Genomic DNA, 18380 nt, shown 5'->3' on the forward strand with positions numbered 1-18380 from the left:
TTTAATTACCTCAAAATCTATCCACAATTTTACTATAACCACTACCTGCTCCGTGGATACCTCCTTGATGAGCATTCGGCCTCTCAGCTGGAACTATATTCCACCAAGAGTGGGGAGCATTATATTGATTTGGTATTATCTCATGCGCATCAAAATATTCACCCTTTCTTATGTAAACTCTTCCCCTTTTTGATAGTTTATCCTCCTCATATCTTGGCCACTTTTGCCCTGTATTCATTTCCCACTCTTTTATCAACTGATCTTTTGTTGAGTTAGTCCACCGATGAGCTTTCGCATCTTGAGTAGAAAGTTTTTTAATACCATTATCTTTATTTCTAAGAAACTCTTTAATCAAGGCCTTCTGGTCTCGGCCGAGTTTAACTTTTGAAAACTTTTCTACCTCTCTAATATATTGTTTAAATATTGGAAGGTTGCTAATACCAACAACTTTAGTCACGCTCCCTTTAACTAACGATCTCGGATTAACCACCATCCCAATCGCCGCTAGGTTACTACCAAGTCCTTCCCAGTTACGACACTCCCAATTAGCGACTGTGTTTACCTTCAGCTCTTGCGCTGCACCCAATGCGTCGTTGATTCTTGCATTGGTTCTATCAACTGCATGGGTGGTAAAACCAAGTGGGCGAGTCACAATATCAATAGGATAGTATACCGCATCAACTACCGTATAGAGTGTATCCCATGCAACGCCAGTAGGATCCGCATATATTGCTTCAATAGTCCCTGTAACTGCGTTTCCAGAATATTTAGTTATACCACCAAGAAAGTACGCTGAATTTAAGAGTGCATTTCCTCCCCCCTCTTTACAACTCAACCCCAATGGATCGACCCATTGCACGGGATTGGGCGCATAACGATAGTGATTTATTCCCCCCAATAAGCCAATCGGATCTTGGTGGATAAAGCGACCCGTGATCGGATCGTAGTAACGGAAGCGGTTATAGTGCAGGCCTGACTCGTCATCAAAATACTGCCCTTGGTAGCGCAGGGGGTTTTTGACTTTTTCTATGGTGATATCAGCAAAGCCAAAGGTACGATAATTGGCTTGCCATACCGTTTCTCCGCAACTATCGGTAATCGCCAGGGGTGTGCCTTGGTGATCGGTGTGGAAATAGTAGACTTCACCGTTATCAATCAAAGCCAGTGGGGTGAAATCATTCGGTGCATAGATATACCAGCGGTACTGGCCTTGCTGATATTCGCCAATGAGTTGATCACCATCCCACAGAAAATCAACCATTTCTTGCTCGGTCACTTTACGGCTACGGCGCCCTTGCGCATCGTATTCATAAAAACTTGTTCGGCCTTGATGATTAACTTGAACAAGTTGATTAAGCCCATTGAATTGGCGATGCTGGGTCGCACTCTGGGAGCGTGAGAGGATCTGGTTACCGTACAGATCATAATTAAACGCAATATCCTTGTGCGCTAATAGTTGATCTTGCTCGACCACACTTGATTCAGATACCGGATTACCAAAGCTATCAAACTTATAACGATGAATATCTAAGCCAATACGGTGTGATTGAAGTTGGTTTAGCGCATCAAAGCTATAGGCTTGTTCACCTAGGTGGCGATCATGAATACGGGTGAGTTGACTGGCTTGGTCGTAAAAATAATGGCGGTCGTGGCTACTTTTTTTATCACTTAATGGCGTATTCCACTGCTGATGAGACAAGCGGCCTTGTTCGTCATAGTGTGTATTCAGATTAAACCCATTACCTTGTTGGCGTTGACACTCCCTTCCTTGATTATCATGTGATATATCGAGGATCATCTCACCATTAAGCAAGATCTGGCTCAATTGCTGATTAGCGTCATACTGGTAGGTGATATTTTGGCTATCAGCCAGTACTAACTGCTGACGTAACCCTTGGCGGTTAAAACCATATTGAAACTGATGATGATCTTGCCAAGTGGCAACAGGATGCGAATGCAACAGCCACTCTTGGCGTAATTTTCTTGTCGCTGTATTGGCATTAATGAGGCGATTAGCATCATCATAGTGGAACTGAATGCTGTCTCGTGTGCCGCTTGCAGACACGGCAAACATAGTCGTCACACGCCCTGCAATATCTCGCTGTATACGAACATTTCTGTCGGCTTCTTGGAGTGCGATTAACTCTCCGTTCTCATCGTAACGGTAGTGCTGTTCGCGTCCATCAAAGCCGACAGTGCGACTCAAGCGCTCTTCTTCATCCCATTCCAGTTGATAACAACAACCATCACTTCGGCTAATACCTACGAGGTTTCTCTCTTCATCATACTGGTAAGCAATATGACTGCCATCAGCTTGAATAAGCGCTTCAGGCTGAGATAATCCCCCCCAAATCACCCGTAATTTACGGCCAATAGGATCGGTATGGCTAACAATACGCCCGGCCTGATCATACTCGAACGAATGGGTTATTACGGGTTCATCTGATCCTGGATGATATTGGCTACTTTTAGTGATATTACCACTGCTATCACGTTGAAAAGCGGCAACCTTCCCATCAGGATAAGCGACACCATTTATTTCACTAGTACTATCATAGCTATAACGTGTAAGTGCATTATTCACTTTTACAGCATCAAGCAAGCCACGTTCATTCCACCAATATTGTAGCTGATCACCATTAGCCGCTAGCTGCTTAGTCAATCGACCTTGATGATCATAAAGGTATTCATCATTACGCCCATCTGGATGTGTCGTTGAAAGTAATAATCCAAGGCTATTAAAGCGATGGGAAGTCACTAAGCCCTGTGTGTTTACTTGCTCAATACATTGGCCAAAACGGTTATAACGAAAAGCCGTTAATTCACCACTCGGCATTTCTAGTTCAGCTAATAATCCTTGATTATTGTAGCGATAATGCGTCACCCCGTTATTAGGCGCTATCTCGGTGACTTTTAAACCCAGTTGATTATAGTAATACTGCCAACGCGCCCCTTTCGGGCTCACTTTCTCAAGCAGTAATCCTTGTTCGTTATGTCGATAGTGCCATTGATGACCGCGACTATCAGTACTGATACTGACCTTAGCTTGATCGTCATAATCAAATTGGTAATGATAATTGCCTTTATCGCCATACTGGCTACAGCATTTAGCGCTTTTACCGTCACCTAGCCATTCAAAATAATGACGAAACCCGGATGCACGAGTACGACAAGTTATCAAATGATCATCACGGTATTGATAGTGCTCAGTCTGCTGATTACGATTAGTTGCAGAGATCTGATGACCATTCTCATCATATTGATAAGAGGCAAGCACAATGATCGGATCATTTTTAGAAACTTGAGGGACTTCAACTGAAATAAGATGACCGCTGCGGTCGTACCTTAGTGCTAATACAAGGTAACCATTAATATCAATACCTGTCATTCTTCCAGCAACTGAATACTGAAAACCATATTGGACAGTTTGATTGATACGGAGTTTGTCCATTCGCCAGGCACCATGAAGCCAGTTAAAGCGAATTTGACGGCCATCTTTTAGGCGTAACAAATGATATTTTTCTGGATGATGGTACAGACTAGCACCAGCACGAATTTGATAGCTAACAGCGCCAATATCGACATCATCGAAAAACAATGTGCTACCTTCGTTATCGGTAAAACACCATTGCTTCGGAAGCTCTTTTTTTTCCGATGTATCAACCAAGCTTAACTCGTATTGGAATTTACTTCGCCAGCCAAATCCCATGCCAATGTCAATATTACATTGACCAGAACGATATATACGCCCCCACTCAAGCGAATGCCCTCCAGCTAATGTTACATCGGTAAGTGAGAGTACTTCCTCACCCGTTACCATCGAAACGGGGTCACCACAAAATTCAGTTTCACTTAAAGATACAGCTGGCGTATCCATCCGTATTGCATCATCACCAACAGTCTCCTTTTGCTGTGTAGAACCGCCAGCTTTGGGTAACGATGCCTGGCTTTGAACAGGTGGGATACTGGGTTGTTCTTCATGTGCAATTACGGGCTTTGTCTCTGGCATCCTTAAACAGGACAAACGCTGCTTCATGAGTGCTTGGTTTAAGACTTGCAATATTTCAGTCTTATACGCAGATGGCTCTAATCGCGCTCGTCTTGCCAAGGTTGGTTCAACCAATTCAGCAACAGACAATAAATCACGACCATGAACACCTTCGTAAAGATGCTCAAACATTTTTATTAATATATGGGCAGCAGAAGGATGGTTAAAAGTAACAGCATCAAGATTACCAGCCTGCTGAGGAGTAGTCACAAAGTGATATACCATGCCATCGCTGGCCTTGAGTTTAATGCCAATAACCAAACTCATTATGCAGCATCACTTTTTTCACTTTCCCAGCCAAATAGGGCTGCACTCTGGTATAAACCATCAGAGATATCTAATTGTAAGATAGATTGTCCAGATTCTAATTCGCCTTTTTGATACAAACTTTGAGTGTGCAGTAAATTAAACAGCCCGACAGTTGTACCTAAGTCTCCGACTCGAACACCATTAAAGAAGCACTTCAGATCACTACTTAATGAGGAAGCTATTTCAGAGAGTTGCCCAAGCCATTCATTAGCCATTCTTGATGTATTATTCAAAGGAAGGTGGATCGCATCAATAGAAGATTGGTACTGTTTGTTAAATAAATAAAATAGATTAGCCACACCTTGCCCCGGTTCATTTACTCGCGTTAGTGCAACCTTTCCATACCAATTAATAACTAAACCCACCTTAGAATATTCAACGTTAACTAACGCCGCACTATCACAAGCTGTTATATGTGGTTCTTCATAACATTGAATATCGCTATATGATTTTGACGATGTTGGACATAATCGCTGATGAGTATCTATAGAAATAATCAATAATTTAGAAGCATATTCTTGTTTAAAAAGATTTTCTATTTGCTTAAGAGCAAGCAGGCATGCCGAACGACCATAAGGGTAGAAGTAAATTTCCCTATGTTCAGCTAAAGAGGGTAAGACTTTACAATACGAATTAAATAGCGAAGCAGTACTATCTTTTGAACCTAACGCAGGTGTCAGAAATAAGATAGGATGAGACTGCCAATCGTCAGGAAGACTATCGACACACTGATGAAATAATTGAGTCAAGCGAGCAATATAATCTAATGATAGATCATATATAGTTAAATGTGCTCGCCCTTGATTGGATTCAGAACCAATCCATTCAGCTGCTATATTCTCTTGACCAAACAGCTTTTCTTGATCTGACTCAACACCAACTTTTAGCACTAATGGCGAAAATAATAAGGGCATAACTACCTAACCAACACTTAAATCAAAATAAAACTAAGCCTTAGCACTCATTAACTTTAATTTTTACTTTTGTTTGCTAAAGCTCTCCTACCGTCGATTGCTACTCAAACAGCTAGTTAAGTGCAATTTGCCCTGCTTTTAGGGTAATGGCTTGACCATTAATACTAATATTTGAACCTTGAATACTAATATCCCCTCCGCTAGACATAGTAATAGAGGCTGACCCTGCTTTTAGGGTGATCTCACTGCCAGCGTCAATCACTATTTGTTTCCCAGCTTTATTGGATTGATTATTTTTCACATCGACAATATGGTCATTATTTACTGTCAGCTGTTGGTTGTTTTCAACAATAACCATCTGATCATTTTTCACGGATAGTTGGTGATTATTATCAACCTGCTCAATATGGTCATTTTCTACAGTCACATAATGATTTTTCTCAGCATGGATCGCTAAGTGTTCATTATCCTTGGTATCATCAAAACGAATCTCGTTAAAATTGCTACCTCTACCTTCAAGTGACCGAGTTCTAATACCATTAACTGCACCGCTAGTATAAGGTGGCACTTGACTTGCGTTATAGAGTGAGCCACAAATCACAGGTTGCTCTGGGTCTCCATTAACAAAATCAACAAGTACTTCTTGCCCAACGCGCGGAGTAAAGAAACTTCCCCAGCCAGCGCCAGCCCAACCTTGAGCAACTCGGATCCAACACGAACTATTTTCGTGATATTCACCTTCACGATCCCAATGGAACTTCACTTTCACCCGGCCAAGTGGGTCTAAGTAAACTTCTTCACCTTCTTTACCTGAAACAATGGCAGTCTGTACGCCGTGAATTCTTGGCTTGGTAATAATATTATGCGGACGGTATGCGACAGTTTCGGGAACACAACTAAATTGGTTATGAATAACTTGTTGAGCTTCTTTCTGCGATCCCATCTGAGAATGAATAGCCACATGAAGATGCAGCTGGCTGATAACATATGTTTTTCCCACTTGGGCGGGGTCTTCATGATCAGAAAAAGTAAAGGTTTTACCGACCGTGAATGAGCGACAATTACTGGATCCGTTACATGACATCGTGTCACGTTGTAATGCATCTAGAATATTACTGCTACAAAAATCAACTCTAGGATTAAAACCAGATTCAGCCTGATATTGATATAACTCACTTTCAGGAGGGGTTATCCCTTGAGTACACTGGCTATGAACCCCTGAAGGGGGATTACTTGGGCTTTCCAAATTAAAGCCTGAAACGGCACTCGCTCCAATAGCTAACTGTAAACCTGTCGTCCAATGGTGAACATGAGGTTCGTTGTATGAACCTGTCATGTGATTCACTGCACCTTCTTCACATTGCGTATAGCTTTCAATCGAATCAGCTAACACTAACTGGTGCGTATCTGGGCTATGCTCAAAAAAGAAAAATATGCCTTCTTCTTGTAGCAAGCGCAGAATAAAATCTAAATCCGTTTCATGGTATTGCACTTTATAGCCATAGATAGGATACGATTTTACTCTGTCATCTCTAAAAGCAATGCTATGCCGGCCAAACACCTCACCGACAATCTCTTCAAGCATTTTATCTTGATAAATTTTATAGTGATTCTTAAAACTCGCTAAATAAAAATCAGGACGAACCGTTAAAATATAATCTTGATATAGCTTACCGTCAGCACTATCAGGAACACGACTACCTACGCATTCCAATTGCGAAACAACACCACTGAAGTAACGTGTAATAGGTTGCTTATCAACATTATATTCAAACTCAATGGTTACTTTAGATCCTATAAGTGCATTTCTATCAATGATTACGCCATTAGCAAATGCATTTACTTTTAGTGAAAACAATTCAGAGAAAGCTTCATTATAATCAAAGCTTGTTAATATAAGAGCATCCAGACCCAGCAGCGTCGATATTTTAATGCTGTTTTTTTCTTGTGATGTTTTCTGCATTTTACCTATTAACCATATTAACTATGGGGTGGTAAACCACCCCACAGAAATTACATTGATTGACCTTTCGTGCCACTATATGCGTAACGTAATGTATCGCCTTTCTTATTCGTATCATCTGATGGCATTACATTCATTTCCATTTGTGTGTAGGAAATAGTAATAGTTTCAATTGGACGGTCATCTTGTACTGATACAGCATAAGATGAAATCATTGCATCAGTAAGCGTGATATTCATGATGTCTTCCACACCATCTTTACCTTGCTTAGTCATGTGGAAAACCGCTTGAACACCCATTCCGATAGTCGCTTCTTTAAATAAAGCAGTAGAGGCTGAGTCTTGCAGTTTAGTGATAGTCATATCATATAAACGAGCAGCACTGGCTTCACGGTCTTGAGCTGTACCTGTAAATGATGTGATTTCACGACCCACACTCCAGTCTACAGAAAGAAGTGTAATCATCTCTTTATAAGCTTCGGCTGTAGCTTCACCCTTGATATCACCATATTTCAGGTAAGTATTCGCTTGCATGCAAATCTCCTATTAGCATTCATTTTTTGCATTTAAATTAATCATTTGCGCATTAAACTTAATGCCACCAGCATTCCTGATAGCATTAACCATAAAGATAGAATTAAATTTCTAGATAATAAAAATCACGAGTTATAATTACACACACAGCGAGTAGCGCAATTTTCATTTTTATTTTCTTGAAAATGGCTCACAAAACCATATGAGAATAAATGTTGTTTATTTTATATCTACGGTGAAATTATCATCTTTAACACTAAGTATGATTTTATCAATAGGACTATTGACTGAAATCCTATTTAATATATTAGTTGATAATATTGGCAATAGTGTTTTTTGTATATTTTGCTGAATAATACGAGCGCCAGCACTTGGCTCATGTGATAAGTCAATTAAACAGTTGATAATATCATCGCTATATTCAAAGTGCGCACCGTAATTTTTTTTAAAACGTGTCACTAATCGGTTTAGCTGTAATTGAGCGATGTCTTTTAATACAGTCTGTGTTAATGGGAAAAAGGGGATAATATTCATCCGTCCTAAAAATGCAGGCTTAAATGCTTTTAACAATTCATCTTGCAACGCATCCGTTAACCCTTTTGGACTTGGCATCATGTCAGGATCTTCGCAAAGCTGCATGATCAAGTCAGTACCTATATTCGAGGTAAGAATAATAATCGTATTTTTGAAGTCGATATCTCGCCCTTCACCATCCTTTATCGTCCCTTTGTCAAAAACTTGATAGAAAATATCTTGAACGCCTGGATGAGCCTTTTCTATCTCATCCAATAAGACCACGCTATAGGGTTTTCTCCGGACAGCCTCAGTGAGCACTCCCCCTTCACCAAACCCAACATAGCCAGGAGGCGAACCAAGTAACAATGAAACCTTATGCTCCTCTTTATACTCTGACATGTTAATTGTCGTAATGTGTGCTTCACTACCGTAAATTTGCTCAGCTAAAGCTAATGCCGATTCAGTTTTCCCTACACCACTTGGACCTGACAACAAAAAGACACCGTTGGGTTTATTTTCATCATTTAGGTTGGCACGTGAAATCTTAACGACTTCAGCTAAATGATCTAGTGCATGATCTTGCCCTATAACACGTTGCTTTAAATGTTTTTCAAGTGACAATATTTGTTCAATTTCATCCGACTGCATGCGTCCTACAGGAATTCCCGTCCAGTCTGCAACCACTTCTGCAATTAAGTGTTCATCAACCTCAAAGAACACCATAGGTTCATTATTGATTGCAAAAGATTGTTTGATCGCCACTAATTCTTCATGAGCTTGTGGCTGTTCATTGCCTTCAAGCAGTTCAGCTACTAATAAATGCGCTTGCTCTACCTGCGTTTTTTCAAGTTGCCAGTTGTTGTTGTAGATATGAAGTTCTGTTTCTTTTTCGTCATGCTGTCGTTTCAGTTCAGCGATTTGCTCTTGGTGAGGTGAACCCGTTATTTGCTCCTTTTCCAACTGATTAATTTCAACAAGCTTTTGTTCAAGTGCTTTTGTTAATCGCTCAACCTTTGCAGGAGTTGTTGCTTGGCTCATTGCTACGCGAGCACACGCAGTATCAAGTAACCCCACAGCTTTATCCGGTAGCTGTCGCCCACTAATGTAACGATTCGATAATTTAACGGCGGCTTGTAACGCCTGATCGGTAATACTCACTCCATGGTGTTTTTCCATCACGGGAAGTAAACCGCGCAACATAGCAACTGCAAGGTCTTCACTCGGTTCTTCAACCTTTACCACTTGGAATCGGCGAGCTAACGCCGCATCTTTTTCAAAGTACTTTTTATATTCAGCCCAAGTCGTTGCCGCAATCGTTCTAAGTTCACCACGAGCGAGTGCAGGCTTTAAGATATTAGCCGCATCACTTTGACCAGCTTGCCCCCCACTCCCTACCATGGCATGTGCTTCATCGATAAATATTATGATAGGGACTGGCGAAGATTTAACTTCTTGAATAACTGATTTCAGTCTATTTTCAAATTCCCCTTTCATCCCCGCCCCCGCCTGAAGCAACGCAAGATCAAGAGAACGAATAGCGATCCCTTTTAAGCTATCAGGGACATCGCCAGCTACAACTCGTAAAGCTAGACCTTCGACAACGGCCGTTTTTCCGACCCCAGCTTCACCCGTTAATATCGGATTATTTTGACGGCGACGAGACAAAATATCGATCATCTGACGAATTTCATCATCTCGTCCAACAATAGGATCAATCTCGCCACTTCTAGCTTGCTCTGTGAGATCCATCGTAAATTGCTCTAACGCAGGTAAAGCACTGGATGAGGTTGCTGATGATGCTTCACTCGCTACGCTGTTATTCAATTCAGGCCAAATATGTAATAGCTTTGCGGGTTCTATTTTTGTAATTTCTTGACTATATAAGCTAACAAAAGAAGACAAGCTTTCATCAGCTGACAGTGCATAAAATAAATGGACAATACCAAGACTGTTATCACCAAATTCAATCGTCGCGGCGAGCCATGCCTGTCGAAGTAAAGTAACCGTATGAATCGCTAAACCAGGAGCATCCTCACAGCCTGTTTGTAGGCGTTCAAGCCTAACCAATAAATCATTCTTGAGCTTTGCATCATCGATTGCAAAGAATTGACTTACTGCTTTATATTCAGTGGTTTGTGCGTCCAAAATACAACACAGCCAGTGCAACACTTCTACGCTTGAGTGGCTACGAGAATTTGCTAATGCGGCACTAGATTCCAGTGTCCTTTTTGCGTCAGGTGTGAGTTTTTCCACCAACGACTTCAACGTCATTGTCGACATAGATTACCTTTAGCTAATACTAATTAATTGAAATTTTCACTGGCTTAGTCGCAAGTAAAGACGACATGCCTAGCATCGCGCTCAGACCTAATTGGGTTTCACTTCCCAGAGCGGCCAATGGAAGATCGGCATAATACGTTTGTACCTCCCAATCCACCTGCGTGGACTGCGGGACAAAATGCCGGGCAAGATTATTTAGGCGGGTCATTAAAACGCTTTTTTGGATAAGTCGTCGTGTTAGCTGTGCATCTTGTACGTAAAGCACAATCCTAATTGCGGCATTAACATTCCAAACTTGCTTACCCAATACCGTTGTTCGGCCTAATTGAGCGTGAAGTCCGTCAGGTTCAGCTCGTGAGCATAATGCTGTTTGTTCATTACCTTGAAGTGGGATCCACCGTCCAACAAATTCATCAACATCAACATCACATTTAAGCGTGTGAGAAATAATGGCTTTCATAGATGCGACATTTCGCACCGTTTTAGCCAGCAACCCTCCCCAATAAATATCACTATCATCGATAGAACCTGTTAACGATTGGAGTGCTTGATGTATATCTGTTGGTTGCCCCCATAGGTGACGTTGATGATGAACTGAATACTGATATTTCTCCCAAGATCGATAATAGAGGGAAATAAGTCGGTGATTAAACAAATCAAGAAAATCTCTTAACGCGTAATCCTTACGTTTCATACGCTGCAAAATCAATTCGGTATAATGCTGAGGTAATACCCCTGCAACCCCCGTTAATCCAAAAGAGCTGACCTCTAATGTTAAACCCTCGCCACTTTTTTCAGGTCGAACAGTCACTTCATTGGCTGCAAAGCCAAGATGCTGCGATGCAACAAACCGTATTGTTTCATCATCAATAAATGCATCAGAACCTAATTCGAAATGGCCATCAGTACTAATATAGTGTCGATGTAGGGCATATATTACTTCGTAAAGTTCTCGTCCTTGAAAGTCTGTTAAATCAATCGCTTTACTCACAGCAGTACCTTCCCACCAGCCGTCGCTGGCCACTCATGAAAAGCTTGCTCTTGTCCATACAGCCACACCCGAAGGCGAGTGAAACTGTTCACAGCCGCGTATTGCGCAAAAAAATGGGCTAATACATTGCTGAACAAAAATATCATGGGTTCTTGTACGTCATTAATTGAAAAAGTGAGGTCGATATCAGACCCATGACAGAATCCTACACGCCCTTCTTGATTCACTCGTGCCGTTGCAGGTGTAACCTTCAACCCAACAATGGCATCAATCAGCACTTTTGTTTGGGGGGAGGCTTTAAAATCATATAGCCTTAATGTTTCTTTCAGCGTTGCCAGACTATTTCCATCAGTAAAGCTATTGAGTGTTAATAACTTCGCTAGCTGCCAGCGGGTGCTATCATGTAACCGAGGGCGAATAGGTTCTGTTGGCGGAAATAAACAACGTACCTTTTCAAATACGTCACCTTGCTGCGTTAAAAAAACTTTAGGCTGCCCGCCACCAAATGGAAGTCGAGAAGCTAAATTTCGATTACTGCACAGGGTCTCTATTTTTAAGCTCCACCGATCTTTTTCAGCAGGATCAAAATGTTTGGAATAGCGATCGACTATTGATATGAATGTTTCACGGCCGGGTTCGTCAAACCCACCCGCCCAATTCACATCTTCTCGACGAATATTCCAGTACAACTCACTGTCAGATAAATAATTGGGATGTTCCCCACCATAAAACGGCATCACTTCAACTTCCGTGTTATGCCAGTTGTAAGCAGTGACACGCTCAACGCTGATCACTTCATTTGCTTCAGATTGATTATATGACGGTACAATCGGGTATTCATGACTCACGTGATCAAGCGCGATCGGCTCAACCTGTTTTTCAAATAAATTAATAACGGGCACACACCCCAGCAAGACATTTTCTTTTGCTAGCTGCTTCACCATAAGATCTGATGGCTCATCGAAGTAAATGAATAATTCAGCCTCATCACTATCCCCAAACCAACGAGGTTCGAGATCAACTAAGTCAATGAATAGAAACTTCTCTGGCAATAAGAAATACTCGACTAACAGCCTATAACCAGAAAAACTTTGCTGACGATATGGAATAACAGATTGCTGCGCCTCAAACCCAGTCGCTTTAATGTGCTTTGAACTGATGTACTTAACATTCTGAGGGTGATTTTTAGGAACAATTGCAATCCCGACGGCATAACGTAACAAATAGAGATAGAGTTGATAGCTAATATGAGAAAGCCCGCCTAAATGGAACCTCAATGAAGAAAAAGCATGATGGCTTAATCGATGATCACCATCTGTTCCTGTTAATTTCAGCTTAAGTACCGAGCGGGCTGCCCGATTAAAATGCGGTTCAGGGGCGTGAAATGGGGAGTTCTCGAAGCTCACTTGGCTCAAGTCAAACGGCCATAGCTCAGCCGAGTAGCTAGTTTGAAAATGGCAACGCTTGAAATGATCTGCAACCAGTTCAACTGATTCACCTTTATCAATAGAGAAACCGACACCGATGTTATCTTTTGCTGCCATTTTAATCACACTCATAGAGGGGATCGTGGCATGATAGTCAGGATAAAGTTGACCAATCAAGGCTTCCGTCAATTGCGGATAGCTGTCATCTAAATTACGTCTAATTTGCGCCGTTAATAAAGCAAAGCCTTCCATCATTCGTGATGCGTGCGGGTCTTCAATTTGACTATCACTCAATCGTAAACGACCTGCTATTTTTGGATGCTTCTCCGCATACTCAGCCCCCATTTTTCGCATGTAGGCCAGTTCACGATTGTAATATTTTAATAAATCATCGCTCATTTTAAGACTCCTCTACCTTGATCCCTAAACTCACTGGCTCAACTTCAGAATCGAAAATAAGCTCTTCTTGTTCAGTTCCAACACGAAATATGGCTTGAATACGAAGTCGTAACACACGATCTTCCGGCGCGCCGTCTTCTAATACAGTGACAAAAACAGCATCAAATCTAGGTTCAAATCGAGTTATCGTTTCTTCTACAATTCGGCACAAGTAGCTACGCCCGTCACTGCTACTAAATGGCATCGAAGAAAAGTCAGGTAAACCGTAATTCATCACTGAAATATCTAATTCTTCCAGATGTTTCGACCACGTAAGCCAAGAACGGCGAGAATTGAGCAACCACTCGATATCTCTACGCACACTATCTTTTAGCGCCTGTAAGCTATAGGTAATAGGTTGTTCCGTTGTAATTTCCGGTGTGTCATCAATGAGATTATCCAATAGCGATGGTTTTAACGGCACATACATGATTTAGTATCTCGTCAACGTTAAGCCATTTTTTCCATTAACTCACACTGAGCAAGAAGAAACGCTTCATCGCCAACTAGCCACATCTTTTGACCTTGGCCAATAACAACGGGTGTATTGGGTAATTCCACCCAGTCCGTTTCACGCGCCAATTTTTGAGCATCGGTTTTACTGTCAATATAGGTTATAGGAAGAAAAGCATCACCACTTGGCCCATCAATAACTTCGATGCTTACCTTGCGCCAAATATATTCAACTAAGGACGTTATTGGCATAAACTGCAGATGAGATACTTCAGAAAATGGAACAAGATAATATTGCCCATCGGTCCCGAACAACTCGATATAACCAGCCAAACTATCATCAAGATCTCGACAGTCAGGCACGCTAATATTGTTAACGGTAAAAGCAGACTTGCAACGCTCTAACTCTAATTTTTCCGCGTGCTCTTTTACCCCAGAATCATCTTTTCGGCATCGAGCCACATTTAAAGCGACCAAATTTTCAAAGCTTTTAGTCTCACCTTTCAACAATTGAACAGTGGCATTTCCTGAAAAGAAATCAGCTCTTGCTTGTGCCGCATGAATAAGTTGACGTAGGTTATTTCCACCGACTAGATACTCAGGATATTGTTTTATCAACAACGAGAGTTGCTGATCAGCTCGCTCAAGCTGTCCATCAATACAAAGAAGCTCAATGAAATTGCTGCGTAAATCACTATCTGTCGGTTGCGATTTTAGAACATCCATATAATCACAGAGAATATCTTTAATACTTTCCTGCTGTAAGCGAATATTTAAGCTTTCCATAACTTTATCCATTTTTAATTTGATATTGGTGATAGTTCTGTAATTAATCGAATATTAGAAACCATTTGATCTAATTGAAAGTGAGGGCGTAAGTGAATGACAGAATAAAAGCACCCTCTTTTCCCCACTTTTTCTTTAACACTTATTCTTGCCTCATGGAGTGGATATTTAGAACGCATTTCATCTGATAATGAATCAGACGATGTAGTGTACTGCATTAGCCACTTTTGAAAATAACGCTCTATCTGATCTGCGGTTTCAAATGATCCTATTTTGTCTCGGCCAATTACTTTGATGTAATGAGCAAACCTTGATACACATAAAATATATTGCAGCATTGATGCTAAGCGTGCATTTATCACATCAGATTCTGATGAATACTTTTTTGATTCATTGACTGACGAGTTACTATAAAAGGACAAAAACTCTGTCTCATAGACAGAAGATATAGGTATAAAGCCGCTATCAGATAATTGTTTTTCAAGTCTATCACCGACCTGTAAGTTAACTGACATCTTATTCTTTTTTAATCGACGCGTTACACAAAAATGACTTTGCGGTACTTTTACCACTAAGCCTTGTCGAGACTTACCGGCTTGCACACCACGTATATGTGAAAACCACCCTGATTCACAAAAAGCACGCACTGCTACGGCAGCAAAAGCATAAGCCGCATTTCCCCATAAATAACCATCTTCTGAGTGATATATCGACTCTCGATAAGAAAACTTTTCTCTTCTTGAACCATCGGGAAGATAAGGTGATCGAAGAAGTATATCGGGTAGAGTGATACCTAAAAATTTAGCATCTTCCATTGCTCTTACACTTTGCCATTCAATATACTCAGGCTGTGAAAACTGCGTTTCTATATGTGTAACAGAAGCTAATTCCGAAAAATTATCAACACCAAAAAAACTAGGATCAGCCGATGTAATAAAGGGAGAAAAAGATGCAGCTGCGGTTTGGGCGATTTTCCGTAAGGTGTCAATATCATTAGCATGCTGATAACCATGTAAGTGATGCGTTATTTTATAATCGCCAATTAACAAGCCAAAAGGCTCTCCACCAGGCATGTTAAACTCATTATTATAAATTACTCTGAAAAAATCACTTTGGTCAAAATCAATCGCCTTTGAACAATCTCGAGTCAATTCACTCCATGTCAAATGCAGTAGCTTAACTTTACATTTTTTCTCAGTATCATATTCATTCTCTTGATCAATTAAATATTCAGCCCCTCGCCAACTTGATTCAAGTTTCTTGAATTCCTTGGCATGCAGTATTTGATCCAACTGTTTGGATATTTTTTTATCAATAGCGACAATGGCAGACAATAATAACGCCGTTAATGATTGCTTATTACATTCACCATCATTAAAGCAGGTATCGATATCAAGCCACATTCTTAACGATAGAGCATCATCCTTAGTCTCTAAGAAAGCATCAACAAGCTGGCTTTTAGCGTATAAGTCATGCGCTTTTTCATTCTGACACTTATTAAGAGGTAATAATTCTTCAGAGATAAATGAAAGCTTTGGATTAACCAACGATGATCACCATTTAAAGTATTAGAGCTGGCTACTTGACCAGCTCTAAATATATCAACCGTTATCGGATCTTATTTATTTAAATATAAAAGCATTCACCAATTCAAGTTGATTTGAATAATATCAACCAACTTCAGGGATCTTTGCGACTAACCGCAAAGATGTTGTCAGCTCTTCCATTTGCAACCAAGGTCGAAGCCATGCCACCGCATTATACGCACCAGGTTGACCTGGGATTTCCTGTACTTTGACTTTCGCACTTGCTAAGGGGTATTTAGCTCGACTTTCTTGGCCTGCACCTTCTGATGCATTGACATAAGAGGAGATCCAACGGTTCAACCAACGCTCGACATCATCAGCTTCCATGAAACTACCAATCTTATCGCGCGCCATCACCTTCAAATAATGCGCAAAGCGAGAAGTGGCCATGATATACGGTAAACGAGCCGATATTTCAGCATTAGCTGATGCATCTGGTGTATCGTACTTAGTCGGTTTTTGACAAGTTTGACCACCAAAAAATGCAGCATAATTTGTGTTTTTATAGTGACATATAGGTAAAAAGCCCAACTTACCCAATTCAGCTTCACGGCGATCTGTGATACCGACTTCGGTCGGACACTTCAATGTTGGATCTCCCTCATGACTCAAATAGCTATGAGCCGGAAGAAAATCAACCTTACCGCCACCTTCAGCACCTCGGATTGCCGTACAAAAGCCTGATTCAGAAAAAGCATGCGTCATTTTAGTCGCAAGGGAATAAGCAGCATTCATCCAACAATATTCTTCATGCTTGACGTCGACAGCTAAACCACTGGCCTCATCAACCGAAAACTCCTCGTAACCAAACTCTTCTGTCGGTAAGGTTGCTTTACCATAAGGTAAACGCGAAAGCACACGCGGCATGGTTAAGGTAACAAAGCGAGAATCAGGGCTCTCACGGAACGAACGCCACTGTGCATACTCCATTGACTCAAACACTTTCTCTAAATCACGTGGTTTATTTAACTCTTCCCACTCAGAAAAACCAAATAGTCCAGGCGATGCCGCCGATAGGAATGGGGAGAAACCTGCAGCGGCAACATTTGACATTAGACCAAGAATTTCAATATCTTCAGGGTGGTTGGTAAATTCATAATCACCGACCAATGCACCATAAGGCTCACCGCCTGCAATTCCAAATTCAGCCTCATAGACTTTCTTAAATATTTGGCTTTGATCGAACTCCACCGCCTTACTAAGATCTTTATGCAGTTCTTTCTTACTCATATTAAACATACGAATTTTCAACGTCTGTCCAGTATCTGAGCTCATTGTAAGGTGGTGTAAACCACGCCAACTCCCTTCCAACTTCTGAAATTCAGCACGGTGCATTATTTCAGCCAACTGTGTTGAGATAATGCTATCTATTGACTTAATGGCTTCATTGAACGTAACCGTTAAGTTTTTATTCCACGTCAATGTTCCCTTCAATGCTTCTTCTGTCAGCGTGCGCAATAACTCTTCGGCACGTGAAGCTTCTGTTTGTTTAGTCGCAACGAGAGCCTGCTCTAAAAACGATTGACTAGTTTCTTCTACTGTAGGATCAAGTAGCTCCTGAGTTTGCATGTTCATTACACCCCTTCTCCTTCTGGTTGTTTCGGCGATGTCTCCGTATCATCATTAAGGTTCAGTTCACCCGCTAATTTATTGAGATTCTCAGTGTTGTTTAATACCGCTTCCAACACATTTTCTAAATCTTCAGAGCGGTCAATTTTGGTCATTAAGTCACGTAATTTATTGCGTGTTTCAAGCAGCTTTTTCAACGGCTCAACCTGATTAACAACGGCGGCTGGCTCAAAATCTTTCATTGAAGAAAATGCCAGGTTGACGGCCAACTCTGTGCCATCATTTGCCAACGTATTATCCACTTTAAAGTTCAAGGCGGGGCTCATACGTTTCATGACATCATCAAAATTATCACGATCAATTTGTATGAATCGACGGTCTTTTAGCGGTTTCACGTCATCGGTGTTATGACCGGCAAAATCCCCCATAACACCAACAACAAACGCCAATTCTTTTTTGACGGTTAATCCTTCTGTTTCAACATCATAAGTAATGTGAACACGTGGTTTTCGTACCCGAGACAGCTTCCCGTGGATACTTTCCATATTTATCTCCCTTCTCTCTAGC

12 protein-coding genes are annotated in these 18380 nt (G+C 41.1%); all 12 read right to left on the reverse strand.

Translation table 11 applies throughout. The annotated features are described in order from the left end of the window. Window positions 1-10 precede the first annotated feature (10 nt). The 12 genes from OCU87_RS23895 to tssB all read right to left on the reverse strand — a co-directional run bounded on the left by OCU87_RS23895 (window position 11) and on the right by tssB (window position 18358). Window positions 11-4315, reverse strand: coding sequence for an RHS repeat-associated core domain-containing protein (locus OCU87_RS23895; protein ID WP_261858744.1), 4305 nt, complete (start codon window positions 4313-4315; stop codon window positions 11-13). After that, the gene (locus tag OCU87_RS23900; protein WP_261858745.1) at window positions 4315-5271 is read right to left on the reverse strand and encodes a hypothetical protein; all 957 of its coding nucleotides are present in this window, start codon (window positions 5269-5271) and stop codon (window positions 4315-4317) included. Before OCU87_RS23900 ends, OCU87_RS23895 begins: the two co-directional genes overlap by 1 nt. A 112-nt stretch (window positions 5272-5383) precedes the next feature. Further along, on the reverse strand, window positions 5384-7234 hold the full coding sequence (tssI, locus tag OCU87_RS23905; RefSeq protein ID WP_062692270.1) for a type VI secretion system tip protein TssI/VgrG: 1851 nt from the start codon (window positions 7232-7234) through the stop codon (window positions 5384-5386). A gap of 50 nt (window positions 7235-7284) precedes the next feature. Then, the gene (locus tag OCU87_RS23910) at window positions 7285-7767 is read right to left on the reverse strand and encodes an Hcp family type VI secretion system effector (protein ID WP_261858746.1); all 483 of its coding nucleotides are present in this window, start codon (window positions 7765-7767) and stop codon (window positions 7285-7287) included. Between the two features lie 219 nt (window positions 7768-7986). Beyond that, window positions 7987-10563 (reverse strand): type VI secretion system ATPase TssH, encoded by a 2577-nt coding sequence (gene tssH / locus OCU87_RS23915; RefSeq protein ID WP_261858747.1) that lies wholly within the window; start codon window positions 10561-10563, stop codon window positions 7987-7989. Between the two features lie 19 nt (window positions 10564-10582). After that, window positions 10583-11554: a type VI secretion system baseplate subunit TssG gene (tssG, locus tag OCU87_RS23920; protein WP_189337939.1), complete on the reverse strand. Its 972-nt coding sequence runs from the start codon at window positions 11552-11554 to the stop codon at window positions 10583-10585. Continuing rightward, the gene (gene tssF / locus OCU87_RS23925) at window positions 11551-13380 is read right to left on the reverse strand and encodes a type VI secretion system baseplate subunit TssF (RefSeq protein WP_261858748.1); all 1830 of its coding nucleotides are present in this window, start codon (window positions 13378-13380) and stop codon (window positions 11551-11553) included. The genes tssG and tssF overlap by 4 nt, the downstream gene beginning before the upstream one ends. Before the next feature lies 1 nt (window position 13381). Then, the gene (tssE, locus tag OCU87_RS23930) at window positions 13382-13849 is read right to left on the reverse strand and encodes a type VI secretion system baseplate subunit TssE (RefSeq protein WP_261858749.1); all 468 of its coding nucleotides are present in this window, start codon (window positions 13847-13849) and stop codon (window positions 13382-13384) included. Window positions 13850-13869: 20 nt separating this feature from the next. Beyond that, complete coding sequence (locus OCU87_RS23935; RefSeq protein WP_261858750.1) at window positions 13870-14658, reverse strand: type VI secretion system accessory protein TagJ; 789 nt, start codon at window positions 14656-14658, stop codon at window positions 13870-13872. A 14-nt stretch (window positions 14659-14672) separates the two neighbouring features. After that, complete coding sequence (tssC, locus tag OCU87_RS23940; RefSeq protein WP_261858751.1) at window positions 14673-16205, reverse strand: type VI secretion system contractile sheath large subunit; 1533 nt, start codon at window positions 16203-16205, stop codon at window positions 14673-14675. A 123-nt stretch (window positions 16206-16328) separates the two neighbouring features. Continuing rightward, on the reverse strand, window positions 16329-17819 hold the full coding sequence (tssC, locus tag OCU87_RS23945; protein ID WP_261858752.1) for a type VI secretion system contractile sheath large subunit: 1491 nt from the start codon (window positions 17817-17819) through the stop codon (window positions 16329-16331). After that, window positions 17819-18358, reverse strand: coding sequence for a type VI secretion system contractile sheath small subunit (gene tssB, locus OCU87_RS23950; protein WP_261858753.1), 540 nt, complete (start codon window positions 18356-18358; stop codon window positions 17819-17821). Before tssB ends, tssC (OCU87_RS23945) begins: the two co-directional genes overlap by 1 nt. Window positions 18359-18380: the final 22 nt, after the last annotated feature.

It is taken from the genome of Photobacterium sanguinicancri (genome assembly GCF_024346675.1).
GTDB lineage: Bacteria > Pseudomonadota > Gammaproteobacteria > Enterobacterales > Vibrionaceae > Photobacterium > Photobacterium sanguinicancri.

Coding starts and splice junctions, on each gene's coding strand:
- OCU87_RS23935 (WP_261858750.1), bottom strand. CDS start 14,658: ATGGAAAGCTTAAATATTCGCTTACAGCAGGAAAGTATTAAAGATATT.
- OCU87_RS23910 (WP_261858746.1), bottom strand. CDS start 7,767: ATGCAAGCGAATACTTACCTGAAATATGGTGATATCAAGGGTGAAGCT.
- OCU87_RS23900 (WP_261858745.1), bottom strand. CDS start 5,271: ATGCCCTTATTATTTTCGCCATTAGTGCTAAAAGTTGGTGTTGAGTCA.
- OCU87_RS23895 (WP_261858744.1), bottom strand. CDS start 4,315: ATGAGTTTGGTTATTGGCATTAAACTCAAGGCCAGCGATGGCATGGTA.
- tssE (WP_261858749.1), bottom strand. CDS start 13,849: ATGTATGTGCCGTTAAAACCATCGCTATTGGATAATCTCATTGATGAC.
- tssI (WP_062692270.1), bottom strand. CDS start 7,234: ATGCAGAAAACATCACAAGAAAAAAACAGCATTAAAATATCGACGCTG.
- tssF (WP_261858748.1), bottom strand. CDS start 13,380: ATGAGCGATGATTTATTAAAATATTACAATCGTGAACTGGCCTACATG.
- tssH (WP_261858747.1), bottom strand. CDS start 10,563: ATGTCGACAATGACGTTGAAGTCGTTGGTGGAAAAACTCACACCTGAC.
- tssC (WP_261858752.1), bottom strand. CDS start 17,819: ATGAACATGCAAACTCAGGAGCTACTTGATCCTACAGTAGAAGAAACT.
- tssB (WP_261858753.1), bottom strand. CDS start 18,358: ATGGAAAGTATCCACGGGAAGCTGTCTCGGGTACGAAAACCACGTGTT.